General features: G+C 68.5%; 23 protein-coding genes. 11 read left to right on the top strand and 12 right to left on the bottom strand.

From position 1 onward, the window contains the following. Positions 1-202: 202 nt before the first annotated feature. The 4 genes from B0F77_RS27755 to B0F77_RS27740 are packed head-to-tail and all read left to right on the top strand — an operon-like array spanning position 203 to position 3182. Positions 203-1246, top strand: coding sequence for an alpha/beta hydrolase (locus B0F77_RS27755; protein WP_086665940.1), 1044 nt, complete (start codon positions 203-205; stop codon positions 1244-1246). Further along, positions 1243-2097 (top strand): LysR family transcriptional regulator, encoded by an 855-nt coding sequence (locus tag B0F77_RS27750; protein ID WP_086665939.1) that lies wholly within the window; start codon positions 1243-1245, stop codon positions 2095-2097. The genes B0F77_RS27755 and B0F77_RS27750 overlap by 4 nt, the downstream gene beginning before the upstream one ends. A 58-nt stretch (positions 2098-2155) precedes the next feature. Then, positions 2156-3004: a helix-turn-helix domain-containing protein gene (locus B0F77_RS27745; protein ID WP_143466932.1), complete on the top strand. Its 849-nt coding sequence runs from the start codon at positions 2156-2158 to the stop codon at positions 3002-3004. 13 nt (positions 3005-3017) lie between these two features. Further along, positions 3018-3182, top strand: coding sequence for a DUF397 domain-containing protein (locus B0F77_RS27740; protein WP_232837383.1), 165 nt, complete (start codon positions 3018-3020; stop codon positions 3180-3182). On the opposite strand, the gene ptsP is transcribed toward B0F77_RS27740, so the two are convergent. After that, complete coding sequence (gene ptsP, locus B0F77_RS27735; protein ID WP_086665936.1) at positions 3159-4790, bottom strand: phosphoenolpyruvate--protein phosphotransferase; 1632 nt, start codon at positions 4788-4790, stop codon at positions 3159-3161. The two genes, B0F77_RS27740 and ptsP, sit on opposite strands and share 24 nt — an antisense overlap. 48 nt (positions 4791-4838) lie before the next feature. Continuing rightward, positions 4839-5684: a Dyp-type peroxidase gene (locus B0F77_RS27730; RefSeq protein ID WP_143466934.1), complete on the bottom strand. Its 846-nt coding sequence runs from the start codon at positions 5682-5684 to the stop codon at positions 4839-4841. A 47-nt stretch (positions 5685-5731) separates the two neighbouring features. Between B0F77_RS27730 and B0F77_RS27725 the strand changes: the two genes are divergently transcribed. Continuing rightward, complete coding sequence (locus B0F77_RS27725) at positions 5732-6943, top strand: right-handed parallel beta-helix repeat-containing protein (protein ID WP_086665934.1); 1212 nt, start codon at positions 5732-5734, stop codon at positions 6941-6943. Then, a complete protein-coding gene (locus B0F77_RS27720) occupies positions 6940-7614 on the top strand; it encodes a hypothetical protein (protein ID WP_086665933.1) in 675 nt (224 codons plus the stop codon). The genes B0F77_RS27725 and B0F77_RS27720 overlap by 4 nt, the downstream gene beginning before the upstream one ends. On the opposite strand, the gene B0F77_RS27715 is transcribed toward B0F77_RS27720, so the two are convergent. The 5 genes from B0F77_RS27715 to B0F77_RS27695 are packed head-to-tail and all read right to left on the bottom strand — an operon-like array spanning position 7592 to position 12687. Further along, positions 7592-8470: a ribokinase gene (locus B0F77_RS27715; RefSeq protein ID WP_086665932.1), complete on the bottom strand. Its 879-nt coding sequence runs from the start codon at positions 8468-8470 to the stop codon at positions 7592-7594. The genes B0F77_RS27720 and B0F77_RS27715 overlap by 23 nt on opposite strands. Next, positions 8467-9384 (bottom strand): substrate-binding domain-containing protein, encoded by a 918-nt coding sequence (locus tag B0F77_RS27710; RefSeq protein ID WP_086665931.1) that lies wholly within the window; start codon positions 9382-9384, stop codon positions 8467-8469. The genes B0F77_RS27715 and B0F77_RS27710 overlap by 4 nt, the downstream gene beginning before the upstream one ends. Before the next feature lie 29 nt (positions 9385-9413). Beyond that, positions 9414-10319, bottom strand: coding sequence for an ABC transporter permease (locus B0F77_RS27705; protein WP_086665930.1), 906 nt, complete (start codon positions 10317-10319; stop codon positions 9414-9416). Continuing rightward, positions 10316-11725, bottom strand: coding sequence for a sugar ABC transporter ATP-binding protein (locus tag B0F77_RS27700; protein ID WP_086665929.1), 1410 nt, complete (start codon positions 11723-11725; stop codon positions 10316-10318). The genes B0F77_RS27705 and B0F77_RS27700 overlap by 4 nt, the downstream gene beginning before the upstream one ends. Further along, positions 11722-12687 carry a LacI family DNA-binding transcriptional regulator gene (locus B0F77_RS27695; protein ID WP_245848726.1) on the bottom strand — a complete coding sequence of 322 codons (966 nt, stop codon included), beginning with the start codon at positions 12685-12687 and terminating at the stop codon, positions 11722-11724. The genes B0F77_RS27700 and B0F77_RS27695 overlap by 4 nt, the downstream gene beginning before the upstream one ends. Before the next feature lie 103 nt (positions 12688-12790). Between B0F77_RS27695 and B0F77_RS27690 the strand changes: the two genes are divergently transcribed. Beyond that, entirely contained in the window at positions 12791-14725 is a 1935-nt protein-coding gene (locus B0F77_RS27690) for a DUF2339 domain-containing protein (RefSeq protein ID WP_158102842.1), read from the top strand. Between the two features lie 81 nt (positions 14726-14806). Beyond that, positions 14807-15889: a YncE family protein gene (locus B0F77_RS27685; RefSeq protein ID WP_086665926.1), complete on the top strand. Its 1083-nt coding sequence runs from the start codon at positions 14807-14809 to the stop codon at positions 15887-15889. Here the strand turns inward: B0F77_RS27685 and B0F77_RS27680 are convergent. Then, entirely contained in the window at positions 15820-17943 is a 2124-nt protein-coding gene (locus B0F77_RS27680) for an MMPL family transporter (RefSeq protein ID WP_086665925.1), read from the bottom strand. The genes B0F77_RS27685 and B0F77_RS27680 overlap by 70 nt on opposite strands. A 112-nt stretch (positions 17944-18055) precedes the next feature. Here B0F77_RS27680 and B0F77_RS27675 point away from each other — a divergent pair, with 112 nt between their 5' ends. Next, positions 18056-18769 carry a TetR/AcrR family transcriptional regulator gene (locus tag B0F77_RS27675; RefSeq protein WP_086665924.1) on the top strand — a complete coding sequence of 238 codons (714 nt, stop codon included), beginning with the start codon at positions 18056-18058 and terminating at the stop codon, positions 18767-18769. Between the two features lie 97 nt (positions 18770-18866). On the opposite strand, the gene leuS is transcribed toward B0F77_RS27675, so the two are convergent. Beyond that, positions 18867-21659 carry a leucine--tRNA ligase gene (gene leuS, locus B0F77_RS27670; RefSeq protein WP_086665923.1) on the bottom strand — a complete coding sequence of 931 codons (2793 nt, stop codon included), beginning with the start codon at positions 21657-21659 and terminating at the stop codon, positions 18867-18869. Positions 21660-21909: 250 nt separating this feature from the next. Here leuS and B0F77_RS27665 point away from each other — a divergent pair, with 250 nt between their 5' ends. Further along, positions 21910-22314 (top strand): SdpI family protein, encoded by a 405-nt coding sequence (locus tag B0F77_RS27665; protein WP_245848719.1) that lies wholly within the window; start codon positions 21910-21912, stop codon positions 22312-22314. Between the two features lie 29 nt (positions 22315-22343). On the opposite strand, the gene B0F77_RS27660 is transcribed toward B0F77_RS27665, so the two are convergent. Continuing rightward, the gene (locus B0F77_RS27660; RefSeq protein WP_086665922.1) at positions 22344-22916 is read right to left on the bottom strand and encodes a YqgE/AlgH family protein; all 573 of its coding nucleotides are present in this window, start codon (positions 22914-22916) and stop codon (positions 22344-22346) included. Between the two features lie 237 nt (positions 22917-23153). On the opposite strand from B0F77_RS27660, the gene B0F77_RS27655 reads away from it, so the two are divergent. Continuing rightward, positions 23154-24494, top strand: coding sequence for an MFS transporter (locus tag B0F77_RS27655; RefSeq protein WP_245848717.1), 1341 nt, complete (start codon positions 23154-23156; stop codon positions 24492-24494). On the opposite strand, the gene B0F77_RS27650 is transcribed toward B0F77_RS27655, so the two are convergent. Both B0F77_RS27650 and B0F77_RS27645 read right to left on the bottom strand, forming a co-directional pair. Next, a complete protein-coding gene (locus B0F77_RS27650; protein WP_158102841.1) occupies positions 24423-24677 on the bottom strand; it encodes a LuxR C-terminal-related transcriptional regulator in 255 nt (84 codons plus the stop codon). The two genes, B0F77_RS27655 and B0F77_RS27650, sit on opposite strands and share 72 nt — an antisense overlap. 98 nt (positions 24678-24775) lie before the next feature. Then, the coding region (locus tag B0F77_RS27645) for a CCA tRNA nucleotidyltransferase (RefSeq protein ID WP_086665919.1) at positions 24776-25657 on the bottom strand (882 nt) is incomplete at its 5' end.

Below are 25657 nucleotides of genomic sequence, written 5' to 3'. Positions count from 1 at the left end.
GCGTCGCACGGGTGACGATCTCGCAGCGGCCGACCACCGCGGGCTGCACGCAATGCTGATCGACGCGATCGCGGACGAGTCCCCCTGATCAGAAGTACGCGGAAATCGTTCCGAAAACGTTCCAAGATGGACACACCTGGTCGCGCGGGCGGTGAACGATCTGTCCGTGTCCAGGAGTTCACGACCGAGGATCGCCCTGCACATGGCCACCCTCGGGGCGAGGGTCGCGTTGTGCCTGCCCGACCGGGTGATTCGCGCGATCGTCGGCGTGCCCGTTCACGTCGAGGGTGCACAGCTCAGTCCCACGGCGCAGCTGCTGATCGCGCTGGAGCGGCTCGTGCCGAGGTCCGCACCTCAGGCGGTTCCCGACCTGGTGGCGGTCCGCAGGGACTACGACATCGTGTCGTCGGTGATGCACGCCGGTGTCGCGCGTGACGTGCGGGTGTACGACACCGTCGTGACCGGCGCACGCGGTCCGATTCCGGCGCGGGTGTACAGCCCGCCCGGTGCGTCCGGTCCGCTTCCGCTGCTGGTGTTCTTCCACGGCGGCGGGTTCGTGCTCGGCAGCGTGGCCAGCCACGACGGCATCTGTCGCTTCCTCAGCCGGCATGGTGGCGTGCGGATCGTGTCCGTCGAGTACGCCCTCGCCCCCGAGCACCCCTATCCGGCCGGAGTAGATGACGCTTACGCGGCGTTCCTGCACGTCGTCGCCAACGCGGAACGCTTCGGCGGGGCCGGCCTTGCGGTGGGGGTCGGTGGTGACAGCGCGGGCGGGGCGCTTTCGGCCGTCGTGGCGCAGCGGTGTGTCGACGACGCGGTGACAAAGCCGGCCTTCAACCTGATGCTCTACCCGGCCGTGGACGGGCTGGGGGAACACCCGGCGCGGCAGCTCTTCGGGCGCGGCTACTTCATCGAGACCGACACGATCGACTACTACCGCTCCTGTTATTCACCGGACCTCGAGCGGTTGTTTGAGCCGTACGCCTCGCCGTTGCGCGCTCCCGATTTCCGCGGACTGCCGCCAACCTGCGTGGTAACGGCTGGTTTCGACCCTCTCCGGGACGAGGGCACCGAGTACGCGGACCGGCTGGGCGCCGCCGCGGTGCCGGTGACCCACCTGCGCTGCGACGGCCTGGTGCACGGGTTCGCCTCGTTCCTGTCCTGCGACCGGCACGCTCGGCGAGCGATGCTGAACATTGCGAAGGAACTGCGTCGCATGGCGGTTACGGCCATCATGAGCGGGTGATCGACCCACGACGGCTCCGCGTGCTGCGTGCACTCGCCGACCACGGCACGGTGACGGCCGCGGCTGCCGCGCTGCACCTCACGCCGTCAGCGGTGTCGCAGCAGCTCGCGGCGTTGGAGTCGGAGGCCGGCCATCCGCTGTTGCTCCGAAAAGGACGAAGGGTCTCGCTGACTCCGGCCGGTGAGCTGCTCGTCGCGCACGCCCATGCCGTTGCGGCGGAACTGGAACGCGCACAGGCCACTTTGGACGCTCTCACCTCCGGGACCGCCGGACGGGTCGCGGTCGCTGCGTTCGCGTCGGCGATCACGCAGGTGGTGGCGCCTGCGTTGGCGGCGTTGAAAGAGCGGTCGATCGAGCTGTCCGTGCGTGATGCCGAAGGGCACGAGAGCGTGCGGCTGCTGCTGGACGGCGAGATCGACGTGGCGATCACCGAGGAACATCGGTCGACGGACCGCTTCACCACGTTTCCGCTCTACACCGAGCCTTTCGACGTCGTGTTGCCGCCTGGGCACGCGCTCGCGGACGGACCGGTCGACCTCGCGGCACTGGCCGACGAGGACTGGGTGGTGACGCTGCCGGGCAACCAGTTGCGGGACGTCGTGGAGATGGCGTGTGCGCAGTCAGGGTTCGCGCCGCGGATCCGGCACACGTCTGACGACTTCCGCGCCATCGAGGCGTTGGTGGCGGCGGGGGCAGGGGTGGCGTTGGCGCCGAGGAACGCCATCCGCGGAGTGCCAGTCACGGGAACACCACCACTCAGACGCGTTGTAGCGGCCGTACGCAGAGGGTCGAGTGACCACCCGTTGATTCGCATCGTGCTTGATGAACTGCACTTAGTGGCACAAAGGTAAAACTTGTACAGGCTCCAAAAACTACTTCCTTCAGGGAGATTCGGGCGGAAACGATGGAGTGAAGGGGATCCGGATTCCTAGCTTCATCGCCATGCCACGACGAATTTCCAGCGTGGTGGGACGGGAGTTCGGCGAAGCCATCCGGCGCGCCATCGAGCAGACCCGGATGACCCACCGCCAGCTCGCCGAAGCACTCGGCTGGCAGGAAGCCAAAGTCTCCGACCTGGTGCGGGGGAAGGGCGGCGTCAGCGAGACCGAGCTGACCATGCTGCTCGGGTTCTGCCGGGTGAAGCCGGACGAGGCCCGTCACCTGATGGGGCTCTACAAGGAGTCTCGCGAGAACGGGTATCTCCAGATCCCTCACTCCACGCGCAGTCTCATGGAACAGGAGCGCCTGGCCAACAAGATCGTGGTCTGGTCGATGAACCTGATTCCCGGCCGCCTCCAGACCGCGGATTACATGCGAGGCCTCGTTCAAGGGGCGGTTCGCAACAAGTTGGTCGACTACGAAGAAGTGATTGCCGCCAAGCTGGCGCGCCGCGAACTCTTCCACTGGAGCCGGGAGTTCGTGTTCTACATCCACGAACAGGCGTTGCGGCTTCCGGTCGGATCGCCGGAAGTGATGAAAGATCAGCTGATCCACGTCCTGGCGATGGCACAGCGTTCCTACATCGAGGTGCGGGTCGTGCCGACCGCACTAGGCGCGCACGCCGGGGTTTCGGGCTCGTTCATGCAGCTCCAGTACGAGAAGTTCGAGCCCGCCGTCTACCTCGAAGGCGAGAACTCCAGTCTCTTCCTCGAAGACAAGGCATCTCTCAGCACCTACGCCGACCTGCTGAAACTGATCGACCAGCAGGCGTTGGATGCGGAACACTCGAAGGAGCTGATCACCAGCATCATGATCTGAGGAGATGTTCCGCATGTCCGTCTGGCGCAAGAGCAGCTACAGCATCAACTCGAACGACTGCGTCGAAGTTGGTCGTGGCATCGGTGTCCGGGACAGCAAAGCGCCGACCACGCACCTGCCGGTGTCGGCGGACGCGTGGTCGGCGTTCCTGGGACTAGTGCGGGGCGCGAGCCGCTAGCTTCGCGGTCCCCGGGTCACCCGCCGCCAGCGCGCCACGGGCCGCGAGTTGGCAGATGTCCATGCTGGACGTGGCGAGCTTGGCGCCGACATCGGCCAGCGCCGTGTGGTTCATCGACAACGACGTCACGCCCATGCCGATCAGCACGCACGCGAGCAGCGGGTCGGCCGCGGCCTCGCCACAGACGCCGATGGGCTTGCCCGCGGCCGTCGCCGCCTCGCCGACCTGTGCGATCAGGCGCAGCAACGCGGGCTGCCACGGGTCGTTCAACGCCGCCACGCCGCCGAGCTGGCGGTCGGCGGCGAAGACGTACTGGGCCAGGTCGTTGGTGCCGATGGAGATGAAGTCGACGACCTGGAGGATCTCCCGCGCCGACAGGGCCGCGGACGGGACCTCGACCATCACGCCGGCCCTCGAAATCCCTGCTTGGCGGGCGCGGGCCACGAACCACGAGGCCTCGGCGGCGGTGGCGACCATCGGGGCCATGACCGAGACGTCGGCGCCCGACGAGGCAGCGGCGGCGGCGATCGCCTGGAGCTGGCGGTCCAGCACTTCCGGGCGGTCGAAGGCGACGCGCAGGCCGCGGACGCCCAGGGCCGGGTTGGGCTCGGGGTCCGGGCTCAGAAACGCCAGCGGCTTGTCCGCGCCCGCGTCGAGGGTGCGCACCACAACGGGTTTGCCCTTGAACGGCGCCAGCACAGCCTCATAAGCAGCAGTCTGCTCAGCAACGGTCGGTTCCTCCGCGGCGTCCAGGAAGCAGAACTCCGTGCGGAAGAGGCCGACACCTTCCGCGCCCGCGGCAGCGGCGGCCGCGGCGTCGGCGGGGGAGCCGACGTTGCCGAGGACCTTCACGCGGAGGCCGTCCTTCAGCACACCGACGCCGTTCCACGTGGCCTTCTTGCCGGTGCCGGCGGCGCGGACCTTGCCGTCGGACTCGCGGACCTGGCCGGTGTCGCCGTCGACCTCAAGTGCCGTGGCGGCCGACGCCAGGATGCCGCGGCACGCGACGACAGCCGGGATGCCCAGCGACCGCGCGAGGATCGCGGTGTGCGAGGTGGGGCCGCCCTCCTCCGTCACGAGGGCGAGGACCTTCGACGGGTCGAGGCCGGCGGTGTCCGCGGGCGCGAGATCACGCGCCACCAGCACGGACGGCGAGAGCAGGTCCGGTACGCCGGGAGCGGGCACGCCGAGGAGTTCGGCCACGACGCGGTCGCGGACGTCCTGGACGTCGCGGGCGCGTTCGGCCATGTAGCCACCGGCCGCCTGCAGTGCCGCGATGAACTTCTGCGCCGCCTGGTGCACCGCGCGGGCGGCGGGCAGCGACTCGTCGACGACGAGCTTCTCGGCGGACTTGATCAGTGACGGGTCGCCGGCCATCGCCGCGGTCGTCTCCAGAACGGCGCGGGCCTCGCCCTCGACGGTCTTCGCGCGCTCCATCAGGCGCTGCGCCACGACCTCGGTCGCGGGACGGATGCGGGAGGCCTCCATCTTCGTTTCCGCGGGTCGCGGACCCAGCGGAGGTTCGGGCAGGGCCTCAGCGACCCTCACCACGGGGCCGGAAGCCCGGCCGCTGCTGACACCGACACCGCTCAGCCGCGCGCTCGACATGGTCTAGACCATACCCTTCCACCGGGAACCGACGACAGCTCAGTGTGACTAATCCAGCGGCGGAATGCGGAAAGCCGCCGAGCTGGTGGTCGTGGCGTAACGCAGAAGTGCGTCGCCATCGATCATGCGATACATCGTGTTCACAAACGTGCGAAGTTCGCGCTGGTACGAGATGAAGAGCAGACCCTCGGCGTAGTTGTACGAGCGGCGCAGCATCAGGCCGGCGCCCGCCATCAACGGGTGCGCCCGCCGCACGTGCGCGTCGGCCGGGATGACGTACTCGCCGTCGGGGGTCTTTGCCGACAAATCGACCTCGTCGCCACCGGACAACGGCACCGCGTCGTGCTTGCGCCGCCCGAACACCCGTTCCTGATCGGCCACGGGCAAGGCCGTGAACGCGGAGACGTCGAGCTTCATCCGGCGCACGACGGCGATGGTCGACCCGTCCGGCAGCCAGACCTCCTGGTCGAACTCCTCGGCGGTCTTGGGCACCACGATGCCGTCTTTGAAACCCAACCCGTTCGTGCGATCCGCGTGGCAGAACCCCTGCTCACGCCACCTCAACCGCCCGTCGGGCCGCAACCGCTCAGCCGCGTCCCGCACCGCCTCCGGATCGTCCCCGCAGATCTGCAGGAACAACCGTCCGCCCAGGTCCTGCGCCCGGACCGCGTCACCGGGGAACTCCGGCAGTCCGTCGATCCCGTGCCCAAAAGTGACCGTCACCGAGGAGCTGACCTGCGCGGATGGCGGACCGGCCGCGTCCCACACGGAGATGTCGGCGTGCGGTTGCTGCGGGGTGGCGACGCCCTGTTGCCGTTCGTGCGATCCGCAGCCGCCGAGTAGCCCAATGGCAGCAGCGCCATACAACAGACGGCGGCGTGAGATGAGGACCACAGGGGCAGTGTGACAGTAGGCCGAACGGAGCAGTACGGTGACCGGCTGTGCGCGCTCCGTACGCCTTCGCAGCAGTGCTACTGGTCGCCGGATGCTCGGCGGCGAAACCGAAGCTCGGTCCCGAGATCAAGGTCCCGGCACAGCTGAGCACCATCCAGGCCGCCGTGGACCAGGCACGGGAGGGCGCGACCATCCTCGTCGCGCCCGGCGTCTACAAGGAGACCGTGCAGGTCAGGACCAAGGGCCTCACGATCAGGGGCGCCCAGCGCGGCAGCGTGATCATCGACGGCGAGGTCAAGCGGGCCAACGGGATCGTGGTCACCGCGCCGGACGTGTCGGTGCAGAACCTGACCGTCCGCAACCACACCCTGAACGGCGTGCTGGTCACCGGGCTCAGCCAGGACGGCGGGATGGGTCGTGGCAGCACCGGCTACACCAAACTGGACACGCAGAAGTTCCCGCCGTTGCAGGGGTTCCGCGTCTCGTACGTGACGGCCAGCAACAACGCGCTGTACGGCATCTACGCGTTCGACGCCCAGCACGGCGTGATCGAGCAGAGCTACGCGAGCGGCAGCGCGGACTCCGGTTTCTACGTCGGCCAGTGCAAGCCGTGCGACATCGTCGTGCGCGGCAACGTCGCCGAGCGCAACGCCGTCGGTTACGAGGGCACGAACGCGTCCGGCCAGATGTACGTGCTGGGCAACAGGTTCAGCGGCAACCGGGTCGGTATGACGTCGAACTCCGACTACCAGGAGGCGTTCGTGCCGCAGGAGGACGCCGCGTTCGTCGGCAATCTCGTCTCCGACAACTCGGAGGCGCTCTCGCCCGCCCAGGCAGACGGCGCGTTCGGGCTCGGCCTGGGCATCGCGGGCGGCACGCGGAACCTGGTGTCCCGCAACCTGATCACCGGCAACCCCGGCGTCGGCGTGGCCCTGGGGTCCAGCGAGGACCTGGCACCGCTGGACAACCGGTTCGACGGCAACGTGATCACCCGCAACGGCCAGGACGTGCTGTACGTGGCCACGCAACGCGCACCCGGCAGGAACAACTGCTTCGACCGTGAGCGCTGCTACGAGGGCGTTGGCGAGCCGCTGAAGAAACCCGCTGCCCCGCGCGGAATCCCGTTCAACCAGGTCGCCGCACCGCCCACACAGCCGGACATGCCAGACGGCCCGTTGCCGGACAAGGCACCGAACGCCGAGAAGTACGCGGTGCCGACCGAGGACCTGTTCGACGACCGCGCGGCGGTGCGGTCGTGAAGAAAGCCCTGGCTCTGCTGCTGGTCCTGACCGCCTGCGGCGCGACGCCCGACCCGCGACCGCTGTCGATCCCCGAGGCGGAACGCCTGGCACTGGTCAGGTTCTCGAACTACACGACCGGTGTCAGCGCGTTCACCGCGTCCATCCCGTCACCCGGCGGCAAGCTCGTCCTGGACGGGCGCGTCGACTTCGTGAACCACCACGGCTACGCGGGCATGCGCACCGACGGCCGCTCGGACGAGTTCGCCCAGGGCCTGCTGCAGTGGAACCTCGGCCGGATGGCGTTCGCGATGACGCCGTCCACCAAGGCGGTCGACCCGCTGCCGTTGGTCGACTGGCAGGTCCGCGAACTGCAGGAACGCGGCTCCGAACTGGACGGCGCGCTGCGGCTGCTGGTGAACCTGGGCTCGGACCGGCCGGAGAACTCCCAGCTGTTGCTGCAGAGTTCGGCACGCTGGCTGCGTGCGGACAAGATCGGTGACACGGCGGTCGACGTCTTCGAGGGCCCTCGGCAGAAGGACGCGACGGACTCCCGGCTGCGCTACTGGCTCGACGCCGACGGCAAACTCCGCCGGTTGGAAGCCAAGCTGGGCAACCAGGAGGAGTTCGCCGTCTTCGACTTCACCGGGTCGGGTGACCCGGTGCAGGTCATTCCGCCGCTGGCCCGCTGACCTCGGCGGCGGTCGGGTACGACGGCTGCGCACCGGCCTTCGTGACGGACAGCGCGGCGACCTTCACGGCGTACTCGGCCGCGACGACGACCCGGTCGCCCGCGGCCAGCCGCGCGGAGAAGGCTCCGGCGAAGGCGTCACCGGCGCCGGTCGTGTCGACCACCTGGTCCACCTCGATCGACGGCACCTGCACGACACCGGCGGGCAGCACCACGGCCGCACCGCGCTCGCCGAGCGTGACGATCGCGGTGTGCGGGCCGAGCCGCAGCAGGTGGCGCCAGTCCGACGCGAGCTGCGCGGCCTCGTGCTCGTTCACGATCAGCGTCGTGAGCTGCTTGAGCGTCTCCGCGGGCAGTTCGGCGACCGGCGACAGGTTCAGCACGGTCCGCACGCCGGCCTTCGCGGCGACGTCGATCGCGTGGATCACCGTCTCCAGCGGCACTTCCAGCGAACACGTCAGCACGCTGACGCCGGTGAGGTCGATGGCGTCCACATCGGACAGTGAGACGTCCGCGTTGGCGCCGGGGGACACGACGATGGAGTTCTCGCCGTCCGGAGTCACGGTGATGTAAGCGATCCCGGTGGGGCGCTCGGAAGTCTTCACCAGTGCCGTGTCGACGCCGGACGACTCCAGCGACTCGCGCAGCAACGAGCCGTACCCGTCACCGCCAACGGCACCAACGAGTGCAACGGAAGCGCCGACGCGAGCGGCGGCAACGGCGGTGTTCGCGCCCTTGCCGCCGGGCAGCACGACGGTGTCGCCGCCGAGGACGGTCTCACCGCCGGCGGGCCGCCTGCCGACCTCGACCACGAGGTCGGCGTTGGCGGACCCGAGAACAAGCAGAGGCTTCGTCACTTGGTGAACTCTGCCACGTTCTGCTTCGTGATGACCTTGACCTCGACGTCCACGACCTGCTGGACCGGCTCGCCCTTGGCCGCCTTGACCGCCTGCTCGACGGCCTTGGAGCCGAGCAGCTTCGGCTGCTGCGCGATGGTGGCGACGAGCGTGCCGTCCTGGATCGCCTTCAGGCCGTCCGGCGTGCCGTCGAAGCCGACGACCATGACGTCCTTGCCGGCGCGGGCGCCGAGGGCCTTGATCGCGCCGAGCGCCATCTCGTCGTTCTCGGCGAAGATGCCCTTGAGGTTCGGGTGGCCCTGCAACAGGTTCGTGGTCTCGTTGAGGCCCTTGGCGCGGTCGAAGTCCGCGACGGCGGTGGCGACGACCTTGATGTTGCCGCTGTTCAGGCCCTGCTCGAAGCCCTGACCGCGGTCACGCGACGCCGACGCGCCCGAGATGCCCTTGAGGTGCGCGACCTCGCCGGAGGTGGCGCGGCCGAGCTCGATGGCCGCGAGGCTGCCGCCCGAGACGTTGTTCGAGGCGACCTCGGCGGCGACCTTGCCGTCGACCGCGCGGTCGACCGAGATCAGCGGGATGTTCGCCAGCTCGGCGGCCTTGGCGGCGGGCGCGGACTGCTTGGAGTCGACCGGGTTCAGGATGATCGCCTTGACGCCCTGGGTCACCAGCGTCTGCACCTGGTTGACCTGGTTCGTCGCGTCGTTCTGCGCGTCGACCACGGTCAGCTTGGCGCCGAGCTGGTTCGCCATCTCCTGCGCGCCCTGCTGGAGTTCCACGAAGAACGGGTTGTTCAAAGTGGACACCGCGAGGCCGATGGTGATGCCGCTTCCTCCGGACGCCCCAGTTCCGCTGCACCCCGTTGCCAGCAGTGCCGCGGCACCGAGGGTCAGCGCGATCCGTCGGGTCACCTTCATTGGTGTCTTCCTTACCTGTTGCGGGATTCTCAGCGACGGCGAAGTGAGTCGAGCAACGCGGCAAGAGCGATCACCGCGCCGATGACGACCTGCTGCCAGAACGGCGGAACTTGGAGCAGGTTGAGGCCGTTGCGCAGGACGGCGAGCACAAGTGCGCCGACCAACGTCCCGGTGGCGCGGCCAACGCCACCGGACAACGACGCACCGCCGATGACGACCGCGGCGATGGCGTCGAGCTCGTAGCCGACCGCTGCCTGCGGACCGGCGGACCCGAGCCGTCCCGCGAGCACGAGGCCCGCGGCGGCGGCGAACAGGCCGCTCAGCGCATAGATCCAGAGCTTCTGCTTCCGGACGTCGATGCCGCTGAGCTTGGCTGCTTCCTCGTTGCCGCCGATCGCGTACATGCGGCGGCCGAGGTTGGTGCGCGTGAGGATCAGGCCGGTGATGCCGAAGAACGCCAGCATCAGCAGCAACGGCAACGGCACCATCGGTGCGAGGTTCGAGCCGAGGAACGTGACCACGGCGTCGGTCTCGTGCGGCTGGCCTTCCGAGAACACCAGCGTGAGACCGCGGGCGACGCTGAGCATGGCCAGCGTCGCGATGAACGGCGGCAGCTTGCCGTAGCTGACCAGCGCGCCGTTCACCAAGCCGCACAACGCACCCACGACCAGACCGATCGGCCCGGCGGTGAGCGCGCCGACCATCGCGGCCAGCGCGGCGATGCTGCCGACCGAGAGGTCGATACCGCCCGCGACCACCACGAACGTCATGCCGAACGCCATGATCGCGATGACCGCGGCCTGCACGCCGACGTTGAGCAGGTTCTGGGCGTTGAGGAACGCCGGCTGCATGATCGCGATGACCACCGCGAGCAGCAGAAGCCCGGCGAGCGCCCCGTTCTCACTGGCGTACTTGCGAATGCTGATCGTGCTCATGCCGAAATCTCCTGCACGGCGAGTGCCATCACCTGGTCTTGGGTCGCGCCCTTGGGCAGCTCACCGGCCACGCGGCCGTGCGCCATCACGACGACGCGGTCGCTCATCCCGATCACCTCGGGCAGGTCGCTGGACACGAGCAGCACGGCCCGGCCCTGCGCGGTCATGCGGTTGATCAGCTCGTAGATCTCGACCTTGGCGCCGACGTCGACGCCGCGCGTGGGCTCGTCGAGAATCAGCACCTTCGGGTCGGCCAGCAGCCACTTGCCGATGACGACCTTCTGCTGGTTGCCGCCGGAGAGTTCCCTGACCGGCTGCTCGACGCGGCCCTTGATCCGGAGCTTGCCCGCGATGTCGTGCAGGCGCTTCTGGTCGCGGTTCTCCAGCGTCACGAGTTCGAGGTTCTGGCCGACGGTCGCGGTGAGGACCAGGCCCTGGCCCTTGCGGTCCTCCGGCACCAGTCCGAGACCTGCCTTGATCGCGGCCTGGACGTCGTGGCGGGGCAACGGTTTCCCGTCGACGGTGACCGTGCCGTGGTCGTAGCCGTCCACCCCGAACGCGGCGCGCGCGACTTCGGTTCGTCCCGCGCCGACCAGGCCGGCGATGCCGACGACCTCGCCCGCGTGGACCTCGATGTCGATGTTCTCGAACACGCCGCGCTTGGTCAGGTTCTCGATGCTCAGCAACGGCTGACCTGGGCGTTGCCGGGCGCGCGGGTACTGCTCGCCGATGGGGCGGCCGACCATCAGCTCGATCATGTGCTGGGTGGTGGCGCGCGGTCCGAGAACGCCGACACTTCGCCCGTCGCGCAGCACGGTGATGCGGTCGGCGATGCGCTGGATCTCGTCGAGGTGGTGCGTGATGAAGACCAGGCCGACGCCGTTCTCGCGCAGCTGGGCCATGATCTCCAGCAGGCGGTCGGTCTCGGTTTCGGTGAGGACCGCGGTCGGCTCGTCGAGGATCAGCACGCCGGCGTTCTTGTCGAGCGCGCGGGCGATCTCGATCATCTGCTGCTGGGCGATGCCGAGGTCCTTGACCTTGGCGTTCGGGTCGACGGTCAGCCCGACCCGGTCGAGCAGCCTGGGGGCCTGGCGGCGCATCTCGGCGCGGTCGACGAAGCCGTACTTGCGCGGAAGCCGGTTGAGGAACAGGTTCTCCGCGACGGTCAGCTCGGGGACGAGCGCGAGCTCCTGGTGGATGACCGCCAGGCTGGCCTTGCCCTCGATGGTGCCGGAGTCGTGGCTGTGGATGCCGGCGAGCACCTTGACCAGCGTGGACTTGCCCGCGCCGTTCTCGCCGAGCAGGACGTGGACCTCACCCGCGTTGATGTCGAGGTCTACGCCGTCCAACGCCTTGTTGGCGCCGAAGTGCTTGGTGATGCCACGGGCCGTGATCAGCGCGTTCACAGCTCGGCCTCCCCGAGTGAGCCGCGCAGCACGAGCTTCGCGGTGAGCCGGACGTCGTCGGGCTGCTGACCGTTGATCAGGGCGAGCAGGCTGCGGGCGGCGGCCCGGCCCATCGCGACGGTCGGCTGGGCGATGACCGTGATCGGCGGGTCGAGCAGCGGGAACCACGGCTGGTCGTCGAACACCGCGAGCGCGATGTCGTGCGGGATCTGCAGGCCGCGGGCCTTGATCTCGCCGAGCGCGCCGAGGCCCATCAGGTTGTCCATCGCGATCAGCGCGGTGGCGCCGCCGTCGATCAGCTTGGCGGCGGCCTGACTGCCGCTCTCCTGCCGGAAGTCGCCGTGCACGACCTGCGCGAGACCGCCGAGCGCCCCGGTGAGCACGTCCGTTCGTTCTCTTCCAGTGGAGGTGTTCGGCGGGCCCGCGATCACGCCGATGCGGGTGTGGCCGGCGCCGACGAGCCGCCGGGCGAGCGCGGTCAAAGCCTCGCTGCCGTCGGCGCGGACGACGGGGCATGTCGCGCCCCTGACGGTCCGGTCGAGCAGGACGAGCGGAACGCCACCTGCGCTCACTTCGCGAACCAACTCAGGGTCGTCGGTCGCGGGGCACAGCAGGAGGCCGTCCACCCGGCGGTCGAGCAGGTTGCGCACGTACGTCGCTTCCTGCTCGGCGCTCTCGTCGGCGTTCCCGATCACGACGCAGTAGCCGTGTGACCGGGCTTCGTCCTCGACCGCTCGTGCGATCTCGGCGAAGAAGGGGTTCAGCAGATCGCTGATGACCAGACCCAGGGTCTGGGTGCTGGTGGTCCTGAGGGATCGCGCCAGGGCGTTGGGCCGGTAGCCGAGTTCCTCGATCGCGGCGAGCACCCGCTCGCGGGTCTCCGGAGTCGGCGCCGCATGGCCGTTGAGCACGCGCGACACGGTGGCCGTGGAGACGCCTGCGTGCTGCGCGACGTCCTTCATGGTCGTCACGGGGCAGAAGTTAATCGATTACACACCTATCTAGTCAAGCGGGATGAGTAGGTGTACGGATGTCACTCGGCGTGGTCTGCCTCACCCTGATCACATGGACGGACAGGATCGCCTCGGGTACGAGCAGCGACTCTCGCTGGAGCTCGCGGCCATCGGGCAGCGGCTGGTGATGATCAGCTCGGAGATGCGTGAGCACTCGGGCTCGGTGGCGACCGCGGCGACCGCCGTGGCCGAGGCAGCACCGCCGCCACCCACCCCGTGGTCTCAGGCACACGCGGGGTCCCCGCATGCGCCCACAGTGAACGAAAGCTCCCCGCGTGTACCAGCGGAAGGGCCGCCGCAGCCATGGCTCCAGCCGCCGCCACCGGCACCGCAGCCGTGGCAGCAAGTGCACGCGGGGAGCTTTCGTTCACATGGAACGTACGAAGGCGCCCCGCGTGCGGTCCCGCAGCAGGGGTGGGTTGCGCCGCAGCCTCGGGAGACGCTGTTCGAGAAGTTGGGGAAGGATGGGGCGGGGGCGAAGCTGCTGGCGTGGGTCGGTGGCGCGATCACCGTGCTTGGGTTCGTGTTGTTGCTGATCCTCGCTGTTCAGCGCGGCTGGCTCGGGCCGATGCCGCGCGTCATCGGCGGCGCGGTGTTCAGCGGCGCGTTGGTGGGCATCGGGCTCTGGCTGCACCGCAACCCGGCGGGGCGCACCGGGGCGTTCGCGCTGGCCTTCACCGGTTTCGCGGGGCTCTACCTGGACGTACTCGCCGCTACGAGCCTGTACCACTACCTGTCACCCGGCGTGGGTCTCGTCGTCGGCCTCGCGGTCGCGGCGGCCGGTGTCGTGCTCGCGCTGCGGTGGGACTCGCAAGCGCTCGCGGTCGCCGTCGTCGCAGCGTGTGCCGTGTGTTCGCCGATCTTGACCGAGGGCTTCACGGTCCTGCTGGTCGCCTTCCTGCTGGTGTTGAAGATGGCCAGCACGCCGGTCCAGATCCAGCGCAACTGGCCTGGTCTCGCGATCGCTGGTGGCTTCGGGCCGATCCTCGCCTCGCTGCTCACCACCGCGAACGCCATCCCCAAGGACTTCGAGTGGACCGTGGTCGGCGTCGCCGGGGCCACGACCGTCGTCGGCATCGCGGTCGCGCTGCTGACGATCCGCAGGCGCCCAGAGGACATCGTCTCGATCGCGCTGGTCGCGGGCTCTGCGCTGCCGGCGATGTTCGCGACGACGCTGCTCGACGACCCGGCCAACTCGGTGCTCGCCGGTGCGGTCGCCGCGGTGCTGCTGGCGATCTGGATGATCCCGGACCTGCCCCGCGCGTTCACGACGGCGGCCGGCGCGACGGGCATGCTCGCGTTGTTCCAGACGACGGTGATCGCGCTCGACGGCAACGTCCGCACGGCGATCGTGCTGGCCGAGGCGGTGCTGCTGGCGTTCCTCGCGGCCAGGCTCACCAAGAAGAGCGCGCTGGTCGGGTCGATCGTGTTCGGCGTCGTCGGGTTCCTGATGACGATCGGTCAGGCAGTGCCGCTCACGTGGCTGGTGGAAGAACCGCGCTTCTTCAACTACGTCCAGCCGAGCGACTACGCGGCGGGCCTGGTGACGGCGATCGTGCTGGCCATCGTCGCCGCGGTGCTGCCGTGGGCGGCGCTGAAGATGCAGGTGCTGCGCGAGCCGGCCAGGCATCCGGTCCCGTGGATCCTCGCCGGACTCGTGTTGCTCTACGGCGCGGCGGGTGCGGTGCTGTGCGCGGCGCTGCTGGTGTCACCGGACGAGAGCGGATTCCTCTTCGGACACTCCGTCGTCACCGTGTCGTGGACGATCGCCGCGTTGTTCCTCCTGGTCAGGGGCATCAACAACAAGGCGCTGCGGATCTCCGGCCTGATCCTGGTCGGTGCCGCGGTGGTGAAGCTGGTGCTGTTCGACCTGGCCGCGCTCGACGGTGTCGCCCGCGTGCTGGCGTTCCTCGGCGCCGGTCTGGTGTTGCTCACCGCCGGCACCCGTTACGCGAAGCTGGTGGCCACTGCGAAAGCTCCGGAGTAGTTACTACTACAGGGCAAAGATTTCGCTCGACCGAGTGACGGAAGTGGATCGAAAGCACTCGGAAGTGTTCCCATCGGGCGTATGGCAAAGCCACGCCTCGTGGCCGCGGTTCTAGCGCTCTCAGCGGCCTTCGCGGCGACGGGTGTTCACCAAGGGCACGAGTACACGACCACTTCTTCCGCATCGCGAGCGCCGCGTGCGTACGTGGTGGGCAGGACCGGTCTCGTACAGGTCGTCGACACCAAGAGCGGCACGGTACTCGCGCAGGCCGACACCGGCGGCCGCGCGACGGGTGTCGCCGTGTCTCCGGACGGGGGACGCCTGTACGTGATCAACGGGTGGACCGGCGCGATCACCGTGGTCGACCCGGAGACCGGCGCGATCCTCGACCGGATCTTCACCCAGGTCCCTCTCACGCACGCGGCGATGCGCCCGGACGGGCAACGCCTCTACGTCTCGGCCAGCGGCGGCGTCGCGGTGGTGGATCCGGAGAACTTCCGGCTGGTCGCGGCGGTCAAGGTGCCAGGCCAGCCGCAGGGCCTCGCCGTCCACCCGAACAACCAGGTCCTCTACGTGGCCAACGCGCAGGACGGGACGGTCGGCATCGTCGACACCGCGACGGCGTTCCAGACCTCGACGATCCAGGTCGGCGGTCTGCCGCAGTTCCTGGCGATCTCACCGGACGGCAAGCGTTTGTACGTGAGCAGCATGCGCCTCGGCGAGAAGACGCCCGGCACGTTGTCGGTGATCGACACGACCACGAACCAGGTCGTCGGCTCGCTGGAGGTCGGCAGGGGAGCGGGCAGCATCGCCGTCACCCCGGACGGCGCGAGCGTCTACCTGACGCTGCCGAAGGAGAGCTCGGTCGTGATCATCGACGCGGCCACGATGACGTTGCGCGAACGTTTGCCCCTCAACACGCAGGGCGTCGCCATCGCGCCGGGCGACCCGAGGGTCTTCTTCGCGACCGGCGCGACGACGACGGTGCTGGACAGCTCGAACGCGGTGCTCGCCACCTACCGGATGAAGTCGGGCGAGCTGCAGGAGGCGAGGCCGCGCCAGTTCGACGCGGCCATGATCGCCTTCCCGCCCGGTCAGCCGACCGCGACGGGCTCGCGGATCTCGTCGTCCCAGTCGTCGAAGTCGTCCACCGGCTCGTCGTGAAGCGCGAGGCGTTCCTGGATCCGCTTGAGCGGGCCGGGTGACCACCACGCGGCGTCGCCGAGCAGCTTGAGCACGGCCGGCACGAGCAGCATCCGGACCACGGTGGCGTCGAGCGCCAGCGCGAGGATCATGCCGACGCCGACGAACCGCATCATCGCGACCTGCGAGAACGCGAACGCGCCGGTCACCACGATCAGCAGCAGCGCGGCCGAGGTGATCACCCGGCCGGTCTTGGCCAGGCCGGTGGTCACCGCTTCCTCGGTGGTCGCGCCCTGGCCGCGGGCCTCGACCATCCTGCTGAGCAGGAAGACCTCGTAGTCCGTCGACAGACCGAACACGATGGCCGCCATCAGCACGACGATGCCGGACTCGAGCGGCCCCGGCGTGACGCCGAGCCAGTCGGCCCCGTGGCCCTCCTGGAAGATCCACACCAGCACGCCGAACGTCGCCGACAACGACAGCGCGCTCATCAGCACCGCCTTGATCGGCAGCACGACCGAGCCGAACGCCAGGAACATCAGGATCAGCGTGGCGCCGACCAGCAGCCCGATCATCAACGGCAGCCCGGCCGCGATGGCGTCGAGCGAGTCGCTGACCGTGGCGGTGTTGCCGCCGACCAGCACCTCGGCGCCGTTCGGCGGGGTGATCGCCCGGACGTCCTTGAGCGCCTGCTTCGACTCCTCGCTCAGCGCGTCGTGCTCCAGCCCGGCGGCCGCGGCCGTGACGCCCTTGTCCTGGCCGAGCGGCTGGACCTCGCCGACGCCGCGAACGTCCTTGACCTTGCCCAGGTACTCCTGAACCGCCGCCTGGTCGCCGCCCTTGACGACGATCTTGAAGCCGGTGTTGGAGAGCGCCGAGAAGTTCTGGTTGATGTTCTCGGTGGCCACCCGCACGGTGTTGCCCTCTGGCAGCACCTTCTCGGTGACCTGGCCGAACTGGACGTTCAGGAACGGCGCACCGAGCGCCGCGAGCACCGCGATCAGCGGGATGGCGAACAGCAGCGGCCGCTTCATGACCTTGCCGCTCATACTGCGCCAGCCGCGTTCGCTCGGCTCCTTCTTGCGCCACGGCATGGCGAGCTTGTCGACCCGGTGGCCGAGCGCGCCGAGCAACGCGGGCAGCAGCGTCAGCGAGACCACCGCCGCGATCGCGACCGACGACATGCCGCCGTACGCGAGGGACTTCAGGAAGCCGTGCGGGAAGAGCAGCAACCCGGCCAGCGCGATGACCAGCAGCGTCGCGGAGAACATCACCGTGCGGCCCGCACTCGCGACCGTGCGACCAACAGCCTGTTCGGTGGTCCGGCCCTGCGCGAGCTCCTCGCGGAACCGGCCGACCATGAACAGCCCGTAGTCGATCGCCATGCCCAGACCGAGCAACGAGGCGACGTTGACCGCGAACGAGTTGACCTCGGTGAAGTTCGCGATGCCGTGCAGCACGCCGAGCGCGCCCATGATCGCTAGACCACCGACGACCACCGGGAGGCTGGCGGCGACCAGGCCACCGAAGATGATCACGAGCAGCAGCAGGACCAGCGGCAGCGAGAACATCTCCGCGCGCGTCAGGTCCTCCTGCGACATGTCGTTGATGGCCTTCTGGGTGGGCACGAGCCCACCGACCTGCTGGGTGAAGCCGTCGATGGACAGCTGCTTCTGGATTTCCTCGAACTGCTTGATCTGCTCGTTCGAGTCACCGCTGCTGAGCGTGATGGCGACCAGCGCCTGCTGCTGGTTGTCCGACGGCACTGGCCCGACGGTCTTGAGCACGTCGTCCTTGGGGAAGCCGCTGATGTGGTCGGCGACCTTCTTGAGCTCGAGCGGGTTCGCGAAATCGCCGCGATAAATGACGATCACGTCACCGTTCTGCCGCCCGAACGCCTCCTCGGCTACTTTGTCGGCCCGCGCCGCCTCGCTGGAAGGAGCCTCGTAACCACCCTGGCTGAGCTTGTCGAACACGCCCAAACCCCACACACCGCCGAGCACGGTGAGCAGTACGGTCGTGATCAACACCACCCACCGGCGGCGATATGCGATCGAGCCCCACTTCGCGAACATCGACGACGGCCTCCTGGGTTACCGTGCTGTTAATCCCGTGAACTCTTGTAAACACCGTTCACTGAAACCGTACGGGGCCGTGGACGGGGTCTACAACCCGATGGAGTGACATATGACCGAGGCCACTCGCCGAGAACGACTCCGCGTTGAAACCGAGCGGGAGATCCGGCAGGCGGCCCGCGCCCTTTTGGTGGAAAGCGGCCGCGACGCGGTTACCCTGCGTGCCATCGCGCGCAAACTAGGCATCACCGCGCCAGCCCTGTACCGCTACTACGACTCCCACGACGCGCTGTTGCGACAGCTCTGCGACGACATCTGCGCGGACATGGCGGCTGTCCTGTACGCCGACCTCGCCGCGGACACGTCAGGGCACGTGGGATGCCAGGTGCGGGCGGTGTGCCGCGGCTTCCGCCGCTGGGCGCTGGCCCACCCGCAGGAGTTCGCGCTGGTCTTCGCCTCGCCACGGGACCCGCTGGGCGCCGACCAGTTCGGCTCGGTGTTCCTGCAGCTCGCCGGTCGGCTGATCGCCTCGAACCTGGTCGTCAAGCACGCGGACGACGAGGTGCCCGAGGTGCTGCACGAGGACCTGGTCAGGTTCCAGCAGGTGCTGATGGACGCGGTGTCGGTGCACGGCGTCGTGGTCGAGGACTCCGTCCTCAACCTGGGGAAGATCTACCACGTGGTGCAGTCGTGGGTTCGGCTGTACGGGCACGTGGCTCTGGAGGTGTTCGGGAGGTTCCCGTTCGCGGTGAGCAACCCGGAGCCGATGTTCGACAGCATGCTCGACCAGATGCTGAGCGACATCGGGTTCCAGGAAGACCAGTAACTACCGGACGACGTTCGCCAGTCGGCCGGGAACGTGCTGATCCGCGAGATGTGGAATAGGGCCGGCGCAGCCGTAGCCGCGCCGGCCCTTCCCGTAACTACAGGACGATGTTCACCAAACGGCCGGGGACCACGATCACCTTGCGCGGCTCGCCGCCGTCCACCAGTTCGGCGATCTTCTCCTCGGCCAGCGCCGCCGCCTTGATCTCGTCCTGCGAGGCAGAGGCCGAGACCACGACTCGCGAGCGGACCTTGCCGTTGACCTGGATCGGGTACTCGACGGTGTCCTCGACCAGGTACTGCTCGTCGGCGGCGGGGAACGGGCCGTGCGCCAGCGTGCCGTCGTTGCCCAGCTTCGACCACAGCTCCTCGGCCACGTGCGGGGCCTGCGGGGCCAGCATCAGGACCAGGGGCTCGGCCAGTGCGCGCGGGGTGCCGGCGGCGTAGTGCTTGGTGACGAAGTTGTTCAGCTCGATCAGCTTCGCGCCCGCCGTGTTGTAGCGCAGGTTCGCGTAGTCGTCGTGGACACCGGCGATGGTCTTGTGCAGCAGCCGCAGGGCCTCGACCGAAGGCTCTTCGTCGACAACTCGCAGCGAGCCGTCGGTCTCGTCTACCAGGTTGCGCCACAGACGCTGCAGGAAGCGTTGGGCTCCCACGACGTCCTTGGTCGCCCACGGCCGTGACACGTCCATCGGGCCCATGGACATCTCGTAGAACCGGAAGGTGTCGGCGCCGTACTTCTCGCACATCTCGTCCGGCGTGACGACGTTCTTCAGGCTCTTGCCCATCTTTCCGTACTCACGGCGGACTTCTTCGCCGTTGTAGAAGTACCTGCCGTCCGATTCGACGACCTCGTCGGCCGGCACGTAGACGCCGCGCGGGTCGACGTACGCGTACGCCTGGATGTAGCCCTGGTTGAACAGGCGGCGGTACGGCTCGTCGCCGGTCAGGTGGCCCAGGTCGAACAGGACCTTCTGCCAGAAGCGCGAGTACAGCAGGTGCAGCACCGCGTGCTCGACGCCGCCGATGTACAGGTCGACGCCGCCGGGGTCGGTCGGGCCGTGTTCGGCCGTGCGCGGGCCCAGCCAGTACTTCTCGTTCTCCGGGTTGACGAACCGCTCGGTCTCGACCGGGTCGACGTAGCGCAGCTGGTACCAGCACGAACCCGCCCAGTTCGGCATCGTGTTCGTGTCGCGGCGGTACGTACGAACACCGTCGCCCAGGTCCAGCTCGATCGTCGTCCACTCCGTGGCGCGCGACAGCGGCGGCGACGGCTCGGTGTTCGCGTCCTCCGGGTCGAAGGTGCGCGGCGAGTAGTCGTCGACGTCCGGCAGCTCGATCGGCAGCATCGACTCGGGCAGCGCGATCGGGGTGCCGGCCTCGTCGTAGACGACCGGGAACGGCTCGCCCCAGTAGCGCTGGCGGCTGAACAGCCAGTCGCGCAGCTTGAACTGGACGGTGCCGTGACCGTGGCCGTTCTCCTCCAGCCACCCGATCATCGTCTTCTTGGCGTCGTCGATCGCCATGCCGTCCAGGCTGAGCCCGTTTTCTTGGCGACTGTTCACCGCGGGTCCGTCGCCGGTGTAGGCCTCACCCTCGAAGCCCTCGGGCGGCTGGATCGTGCGGACGATCGGCAGATCGAACTTCTTCGCGAAGTCCCAGTCGCGCTGGTCCTGGCCGGGCACGGCCATGATCGCGCCCGTGCCGTAGCCCATCAGCACGTAGTCGGCGATGTAGACCGGGATTTCCTTGCCGTTCACCGGGTTCGTGGCGTACGCCCCGATGAAGACGCCGGTCTTCTCCTTGTTCTCCTGACGATCCAGTTCGGACTTCAGGGACGCGGCGCGCCGGTACGCGGCGATGTCTGCCACGCGATCGGGCGTCGCAATCTGGTCCACCAGCTCGTGTTCCGGTGCCAGGACCATGTAGGTCGCGCCGAACAACGTGTCCGGACGGGTCGTGAAGACCTCAATGTTCTCGTCTCCCACCGCAAATCGGACTCGGGCACCGTGCGAGCGCCCGATCCAGTTGCGCTGCATGGCCTTGACCTTGTCCGGCCAGTCCAGCCGGTCCAAGTCGTCGATCAGCCGGTCCGAGTACGCGGTGATGCGCATCATCCACTGGCGCAGGTTTTTCCTGAACACCGGGAAGTTGCCACGCTCACTGCGACCGTCCGCGGTGACCTCTTCGTTCGCCAGCACAGTACCCAGTCCGGGACACCAGTTGACGGGCGCCTCCGACAAGTAGGCCAGCCGGAATTCGCCCAAGATCCTTTGCTGGTCGGCAAAAGACAGCTCAGACCACTTGCGACCGTCTGCGATGTCGCGCTCGCCAGACTCGAACTGAGAGATCAACTCGGCGATCGGGCGGGCCTTGCGGGCGTCCGGGTCGTACCAGGAGTTGAAGATCTGCAGGAAGATCCACTGGGTCCACTTGTAGTACTCGGGGTCGATCGTCGAGATGCGGCGACGCTCGTCGTGGCCCAGGCCCAGCCTGCGGATCTGGCGCAGGTAGGTGTTGATGTTGTCTTCGGTGGTCTTGCGCGGGTGCTGACCGGTCTGCACCGCGTACTGCTCGGCGGGCAGGCCGAACGCGTCGAAGCCCATCGTGTGCAGCACGTTGCGGCCGTTCATGCGGTGGTACCGCGCGAACACGTCCGTGCCGATGAAGCCCAGCGGGTGGCCGACGTGCAGGCCGGCACCGCTCGGGTACGGGAACATGTCCTGCACGAACAGCTTGTCCGCGGGCACGTCACCTGCGAGCGCGCCAACGGGGTTGGGCGCGTGGTAGGTGCCGTGGTTCTCCCAGTACCCCTGCCACCGAGCCTCGATCTGGTTCGCCAGCTCGGCGGTGTAGCGGTAGGCGGGAATCTCCGCCGCGTCCGTGCTCATCTCAACGTCCCTCTCAACATCGATCCTGCCCCTGACATGACGAAACCCCCCAGCCCAGACGGGCATGGAGGGTGGCCGCGCCGACCGTCTTCCGATCAGGTCGTCGCGGCTAGATAAGGAGCAGGCGGGCCGTGCTCATGCCCTCAACGGTATCAGCGCACCGCAAGCGGCATGCACGGGGCGGTGGCGTGCGGCACATCAGACCGGGGTGACTGTCGGGTGAACCGCGGATCCGTCTTACCCTCATGGGGTGAACATCGTGCTGTCGGTCGTCCTGGGTGTGCTCGGCGTCGCTCTCGGCGCGGTCGGTCTGCTGGGTCTGCAGGGCAAGCTGCGGCGCAACCGCTACGTCGGCGTGCGCACGCCGGCGGCAATGCGCGACGAGGAGACGTTCGCCCTGGCCAACCGCGTCGCCGGGGTGCCGTGCGTCGCGGCCGGCGCGGTCGCGATCGTGTCGGGCACGATGGCGTTCGTGATGACCGACCTGGCCGTCACCGCTGGGATCATCGGACTGGTGGGCGCGCTGGGGATCGCCTTCGCCGGTGGGATCGCGGGCAGCCGGGCGGCGGCCCTGGTGCCGGAGCCGGTCAAGCCCAAGGGCTGCGGCGGCTGCGCCTGTGGTGGTGGCGGTTGCTCCCCGCTCGCCGGGCTGTAGCCCGACGTTTCACGTGAATCAGCGTTGACTCAGTTCTCGCGGACGTCCTTGGGATAGGTGGACAGCAGCGCCAGCGGCATGCCCTGCCGGCGCAGCACCCGTCCCCACAGGTCGACGTTCGCACCGACGAGCACGTCATCGGCCAGTCCGGTCACGACGATCCAGTCGCCGCGCTCGATCTCGCCCGCCAGCTGTCCCTCACCCCAGCCGCTGTAGCCCGCGAACACCCGCAGGCCGCGCACCAGCGGCATCAGGTCGTCCGGCTCGGCGTCCAGGTCTATCAACGCCACCGGGCCCTGCACACCCACCAGGCCCTCCACTGCGGACGGATCGGTGCCCGCCTTCAGGGCCGCCAGGCACAGCGCCGTCTTCTGCTCGACCGGGCCGCCGATGTAGATGCACTGCGGCTTGGTGACGTGCTCGCCCCACGGCGGCAGCACGTCGTGCACGGCCACCTCGGAGGGGCGATTCAGCACAACGCCGAGGGTCCCCTCTGGACGTTGGTCGATGATGTAGACGACGGTGCGCGTGAAGTTCGGGTCGTTCAGGCTCGGAGCGGCAACCAAGAGGGAGCCTGGCTCGACTTCGGCATCGGGACGCACGTCACCATGAAATCACCCGTGATCGCCGGAACAACTCAGGGCCGCGCCCCGTTAGACTCAGGTGTCGGATGTCTTTGTGTCCCCCGGGCTCAACAGACAACTGCCTTCGCGGAATACCGTCCGGCTGGAGCCGCGTAGTGCACCGCGCCGTGAGGCGACCTGGCATCCGATCCACGGGAGCCGGACCGAGAGGTCCGGCTTTCGTGGTTTTCACCACCACGCGCATAGAGTGCAATGGTGACAACGCTTGCGGTGGAGAAGCACCACTTGGGATCACGCCGGTTCCTCGGCATCCCTGAGTACCGCAGGCTCCTCGCCACCCGTCTCGCCTCCCAGTGGGGTGACGGGCTCTTCCAGGCCGGACTCGCCGGCGCTGTGCTCTTCAACCCCGAACGGCAGGCCGATCCCGCGGCCATCGCGGCCGGGTTCGCGGTCCTTCTGCTGCCGTACTCGGTCATCGGGCCGTTCACCGGCGCGCTGCTCGACCGGTGGGACCGCAAGAAGGTCATCGTCGTGGCGAACGTCACGCGGGCGGCCTTCGTCCTGCTCACCGCCGCGGCGGTCGGGGCGGGGCTGAGCGGGCTGCCGCTCTACATCTCCGCGCTCATCGTCATGGGCATCGGCCGGTTCGTCGGAGCCGGGCTCTCGGCGTCGTTGCCGCACGTCGTTCCCGAAGACCACCTGGTCGAGGCGAACGCGCTGGCCACGACGGCCGGCGCGATCATGGCCGTGGTCGGTGCCGCCTGCGCGATCGGGTTCCGCACGGTGCTCGGCGCCGGGGACGGCGGGTCGGCGTGGACCACCAGCATCGCCGTGGTCGGGTTGCTGCTCAGCGCGTTGATCGCCAGCCGGTTCAAGGCCGGTGTGCTCGGGCCGGACGAGGTCGACGAGCCGCACAACGCGGTCACGGCCGTCGCACGTGGTCTGCTGGACGGCGCGAAGGCCACCTGGCGCACCCCGAGCGTCACGGCCGCCCTGGCAGCGGTGCTGGCGCACCGGGCGGCATTCGGCATCAGCCTGATGATCACGCTGCTGCTGATGCGCTACAGCCTGGAGGACGTCGGCATCCTCAAGGCCGGCATCGGCGGGCTCGGCGAGGTCGCCGTCGCGGGCGGCGCCGGCGTGCTGCTCGCGGGCATCCTCACCGACCGGATCGTCGACAGGTTCGGCGTCACGCGGACCGTCTGCGGGGCGTTGCTGCTGTCCGCCGCCGCGCAGATCGGGCTCGGGCTGCCGATGACGCTGCCGACCATCCTGGCGGCCGCCTTCGTCGTCATCTTCGCAGGTCAGATCATCAAGCTGTGCGTGGACACCGCGGTGCAGCACGACGTCGGCGACGAAGTGCGCGGCAGGGTGTTCTCCCTCTACGACACCCTGTTCAACATCGCGCAGGTGACCGCGGTGTCCATCACCGCGACGGTGGTCCCCCTGGACGGCCGCTCGCACGGCCTCATGATCACCGCCGCCGGTCTCTACCTGGTCGGCATGGCCGGCTTCCTGCTGCTGCTAGCGAGGAAACGGCAGGTGCAACATCCCGGCCTCGTGCGCGAAGACGACGGCGGCCACCCGATCGGGTAGTTCGAGGCGCCGCAGGATGTCGACCACCTCGTCGGCCACCCGCTGTTGCCCGAAGCCGAGCACGCGCGCGATCTCGTGGTCTGCGTGACCGCGCGCGAGACACCTCAGCACTGCCCGTTGGTCGTCGGTCAGCACGTCCAGGTCTTGTACGGCCGGACCTGCGGAAAGTCCCCAAGTGAACATCTGCACCACCCCCATGCGCTCCCCTAGCGCACACCCATGGTGCAACCCCGCGCTGTCAGATCGCTAACGCGGGGATTTCATCCGCTCACAATGCGTCATCAAGCCGGGGGAGTGATCCCCTGCTCGCGCGCCCAGTCGAGCAACGCCGCCTCGGCCTCGTCACGGTCCAGCGGTCCCCGGTCGAGCCGGAGCTCCTTGAGGAACTTCCACGCGGCACCGACCTCGCGACCCGGCGGCAGACCGAGCAGCTTCATGATCTCGTTGCCGTCGAGGTCGGGCCGCACACGCGCGAGGTCTTCCTCGGCCGCGATACGCGCGATGCGTTCCTCAAGAGAGTCGTAGGTCCGGCGCAGCAGGTTCGCCTTGCGCTTGTTCCTGGTCGTGCAGTCCGCACGGACGAGCTTGTGCAACCGCGTCAGCAGGTCGCCGGCGTCGGTCACGTACCGGCGCACGGCCGAGTCGGTCCACTCGCCGTTGCCGTAGCCGTGGAAGCGCAGGTGCAGGTAGACGAGCTTCGCGACGTCCTCGGTGATCTCCTTCGAGTACCGCAACGCCCGCAAGCGCTTGCGGACCATCTTCGCGCCCACGACCTCGTGGTGGTGGAACGAGACACCGCCGCCCGACTCGAACTTCCGGGTCGCCGGCTTGCCGATGTCGTGCAGGAGCGCGGCGATCCTCAGCACCAGATCGGGTGAATGATCAACATCTTCAAGATCAATTGCCTGTTCCAGCACAACCAGCGAGTGGTCGAAGACGTCCTTGTGCTGATGGTGTTCGTCGATTTCCAGCTTCATGGCCGTGAGCTCCGGCAGCACGACGTCTGCCAGGCCGGTCTCGACCATGAGCTCGATGCCGCGGCGGGGATGCGCCCCGCACAGGAGCTTCGAGAGCTCCACCTGCACGCGCTCCGGCGTGATGCGGGCGATTTCGGCTGCCATCGAACGCATCGCCTCGACCACCCGCGGCGCCGCGGTGAAGCC

Origin of the sequence: Lentzea kentuckyensis (assembly GCF_002150765.1) — a bacterium.
Taxonomy (GTDB): Bacteria; Actinomycetota; Actinomycetes; order Mycobacteriales; family Pseudonocardiaceae; genus Lentzea; species Lentzea kentuckyensis.
The sequence above is the reverse complement of the archived record's forward strand: the minus strand, read 5'-3'. Positions and strand labels throughout refer to the sequence as shown.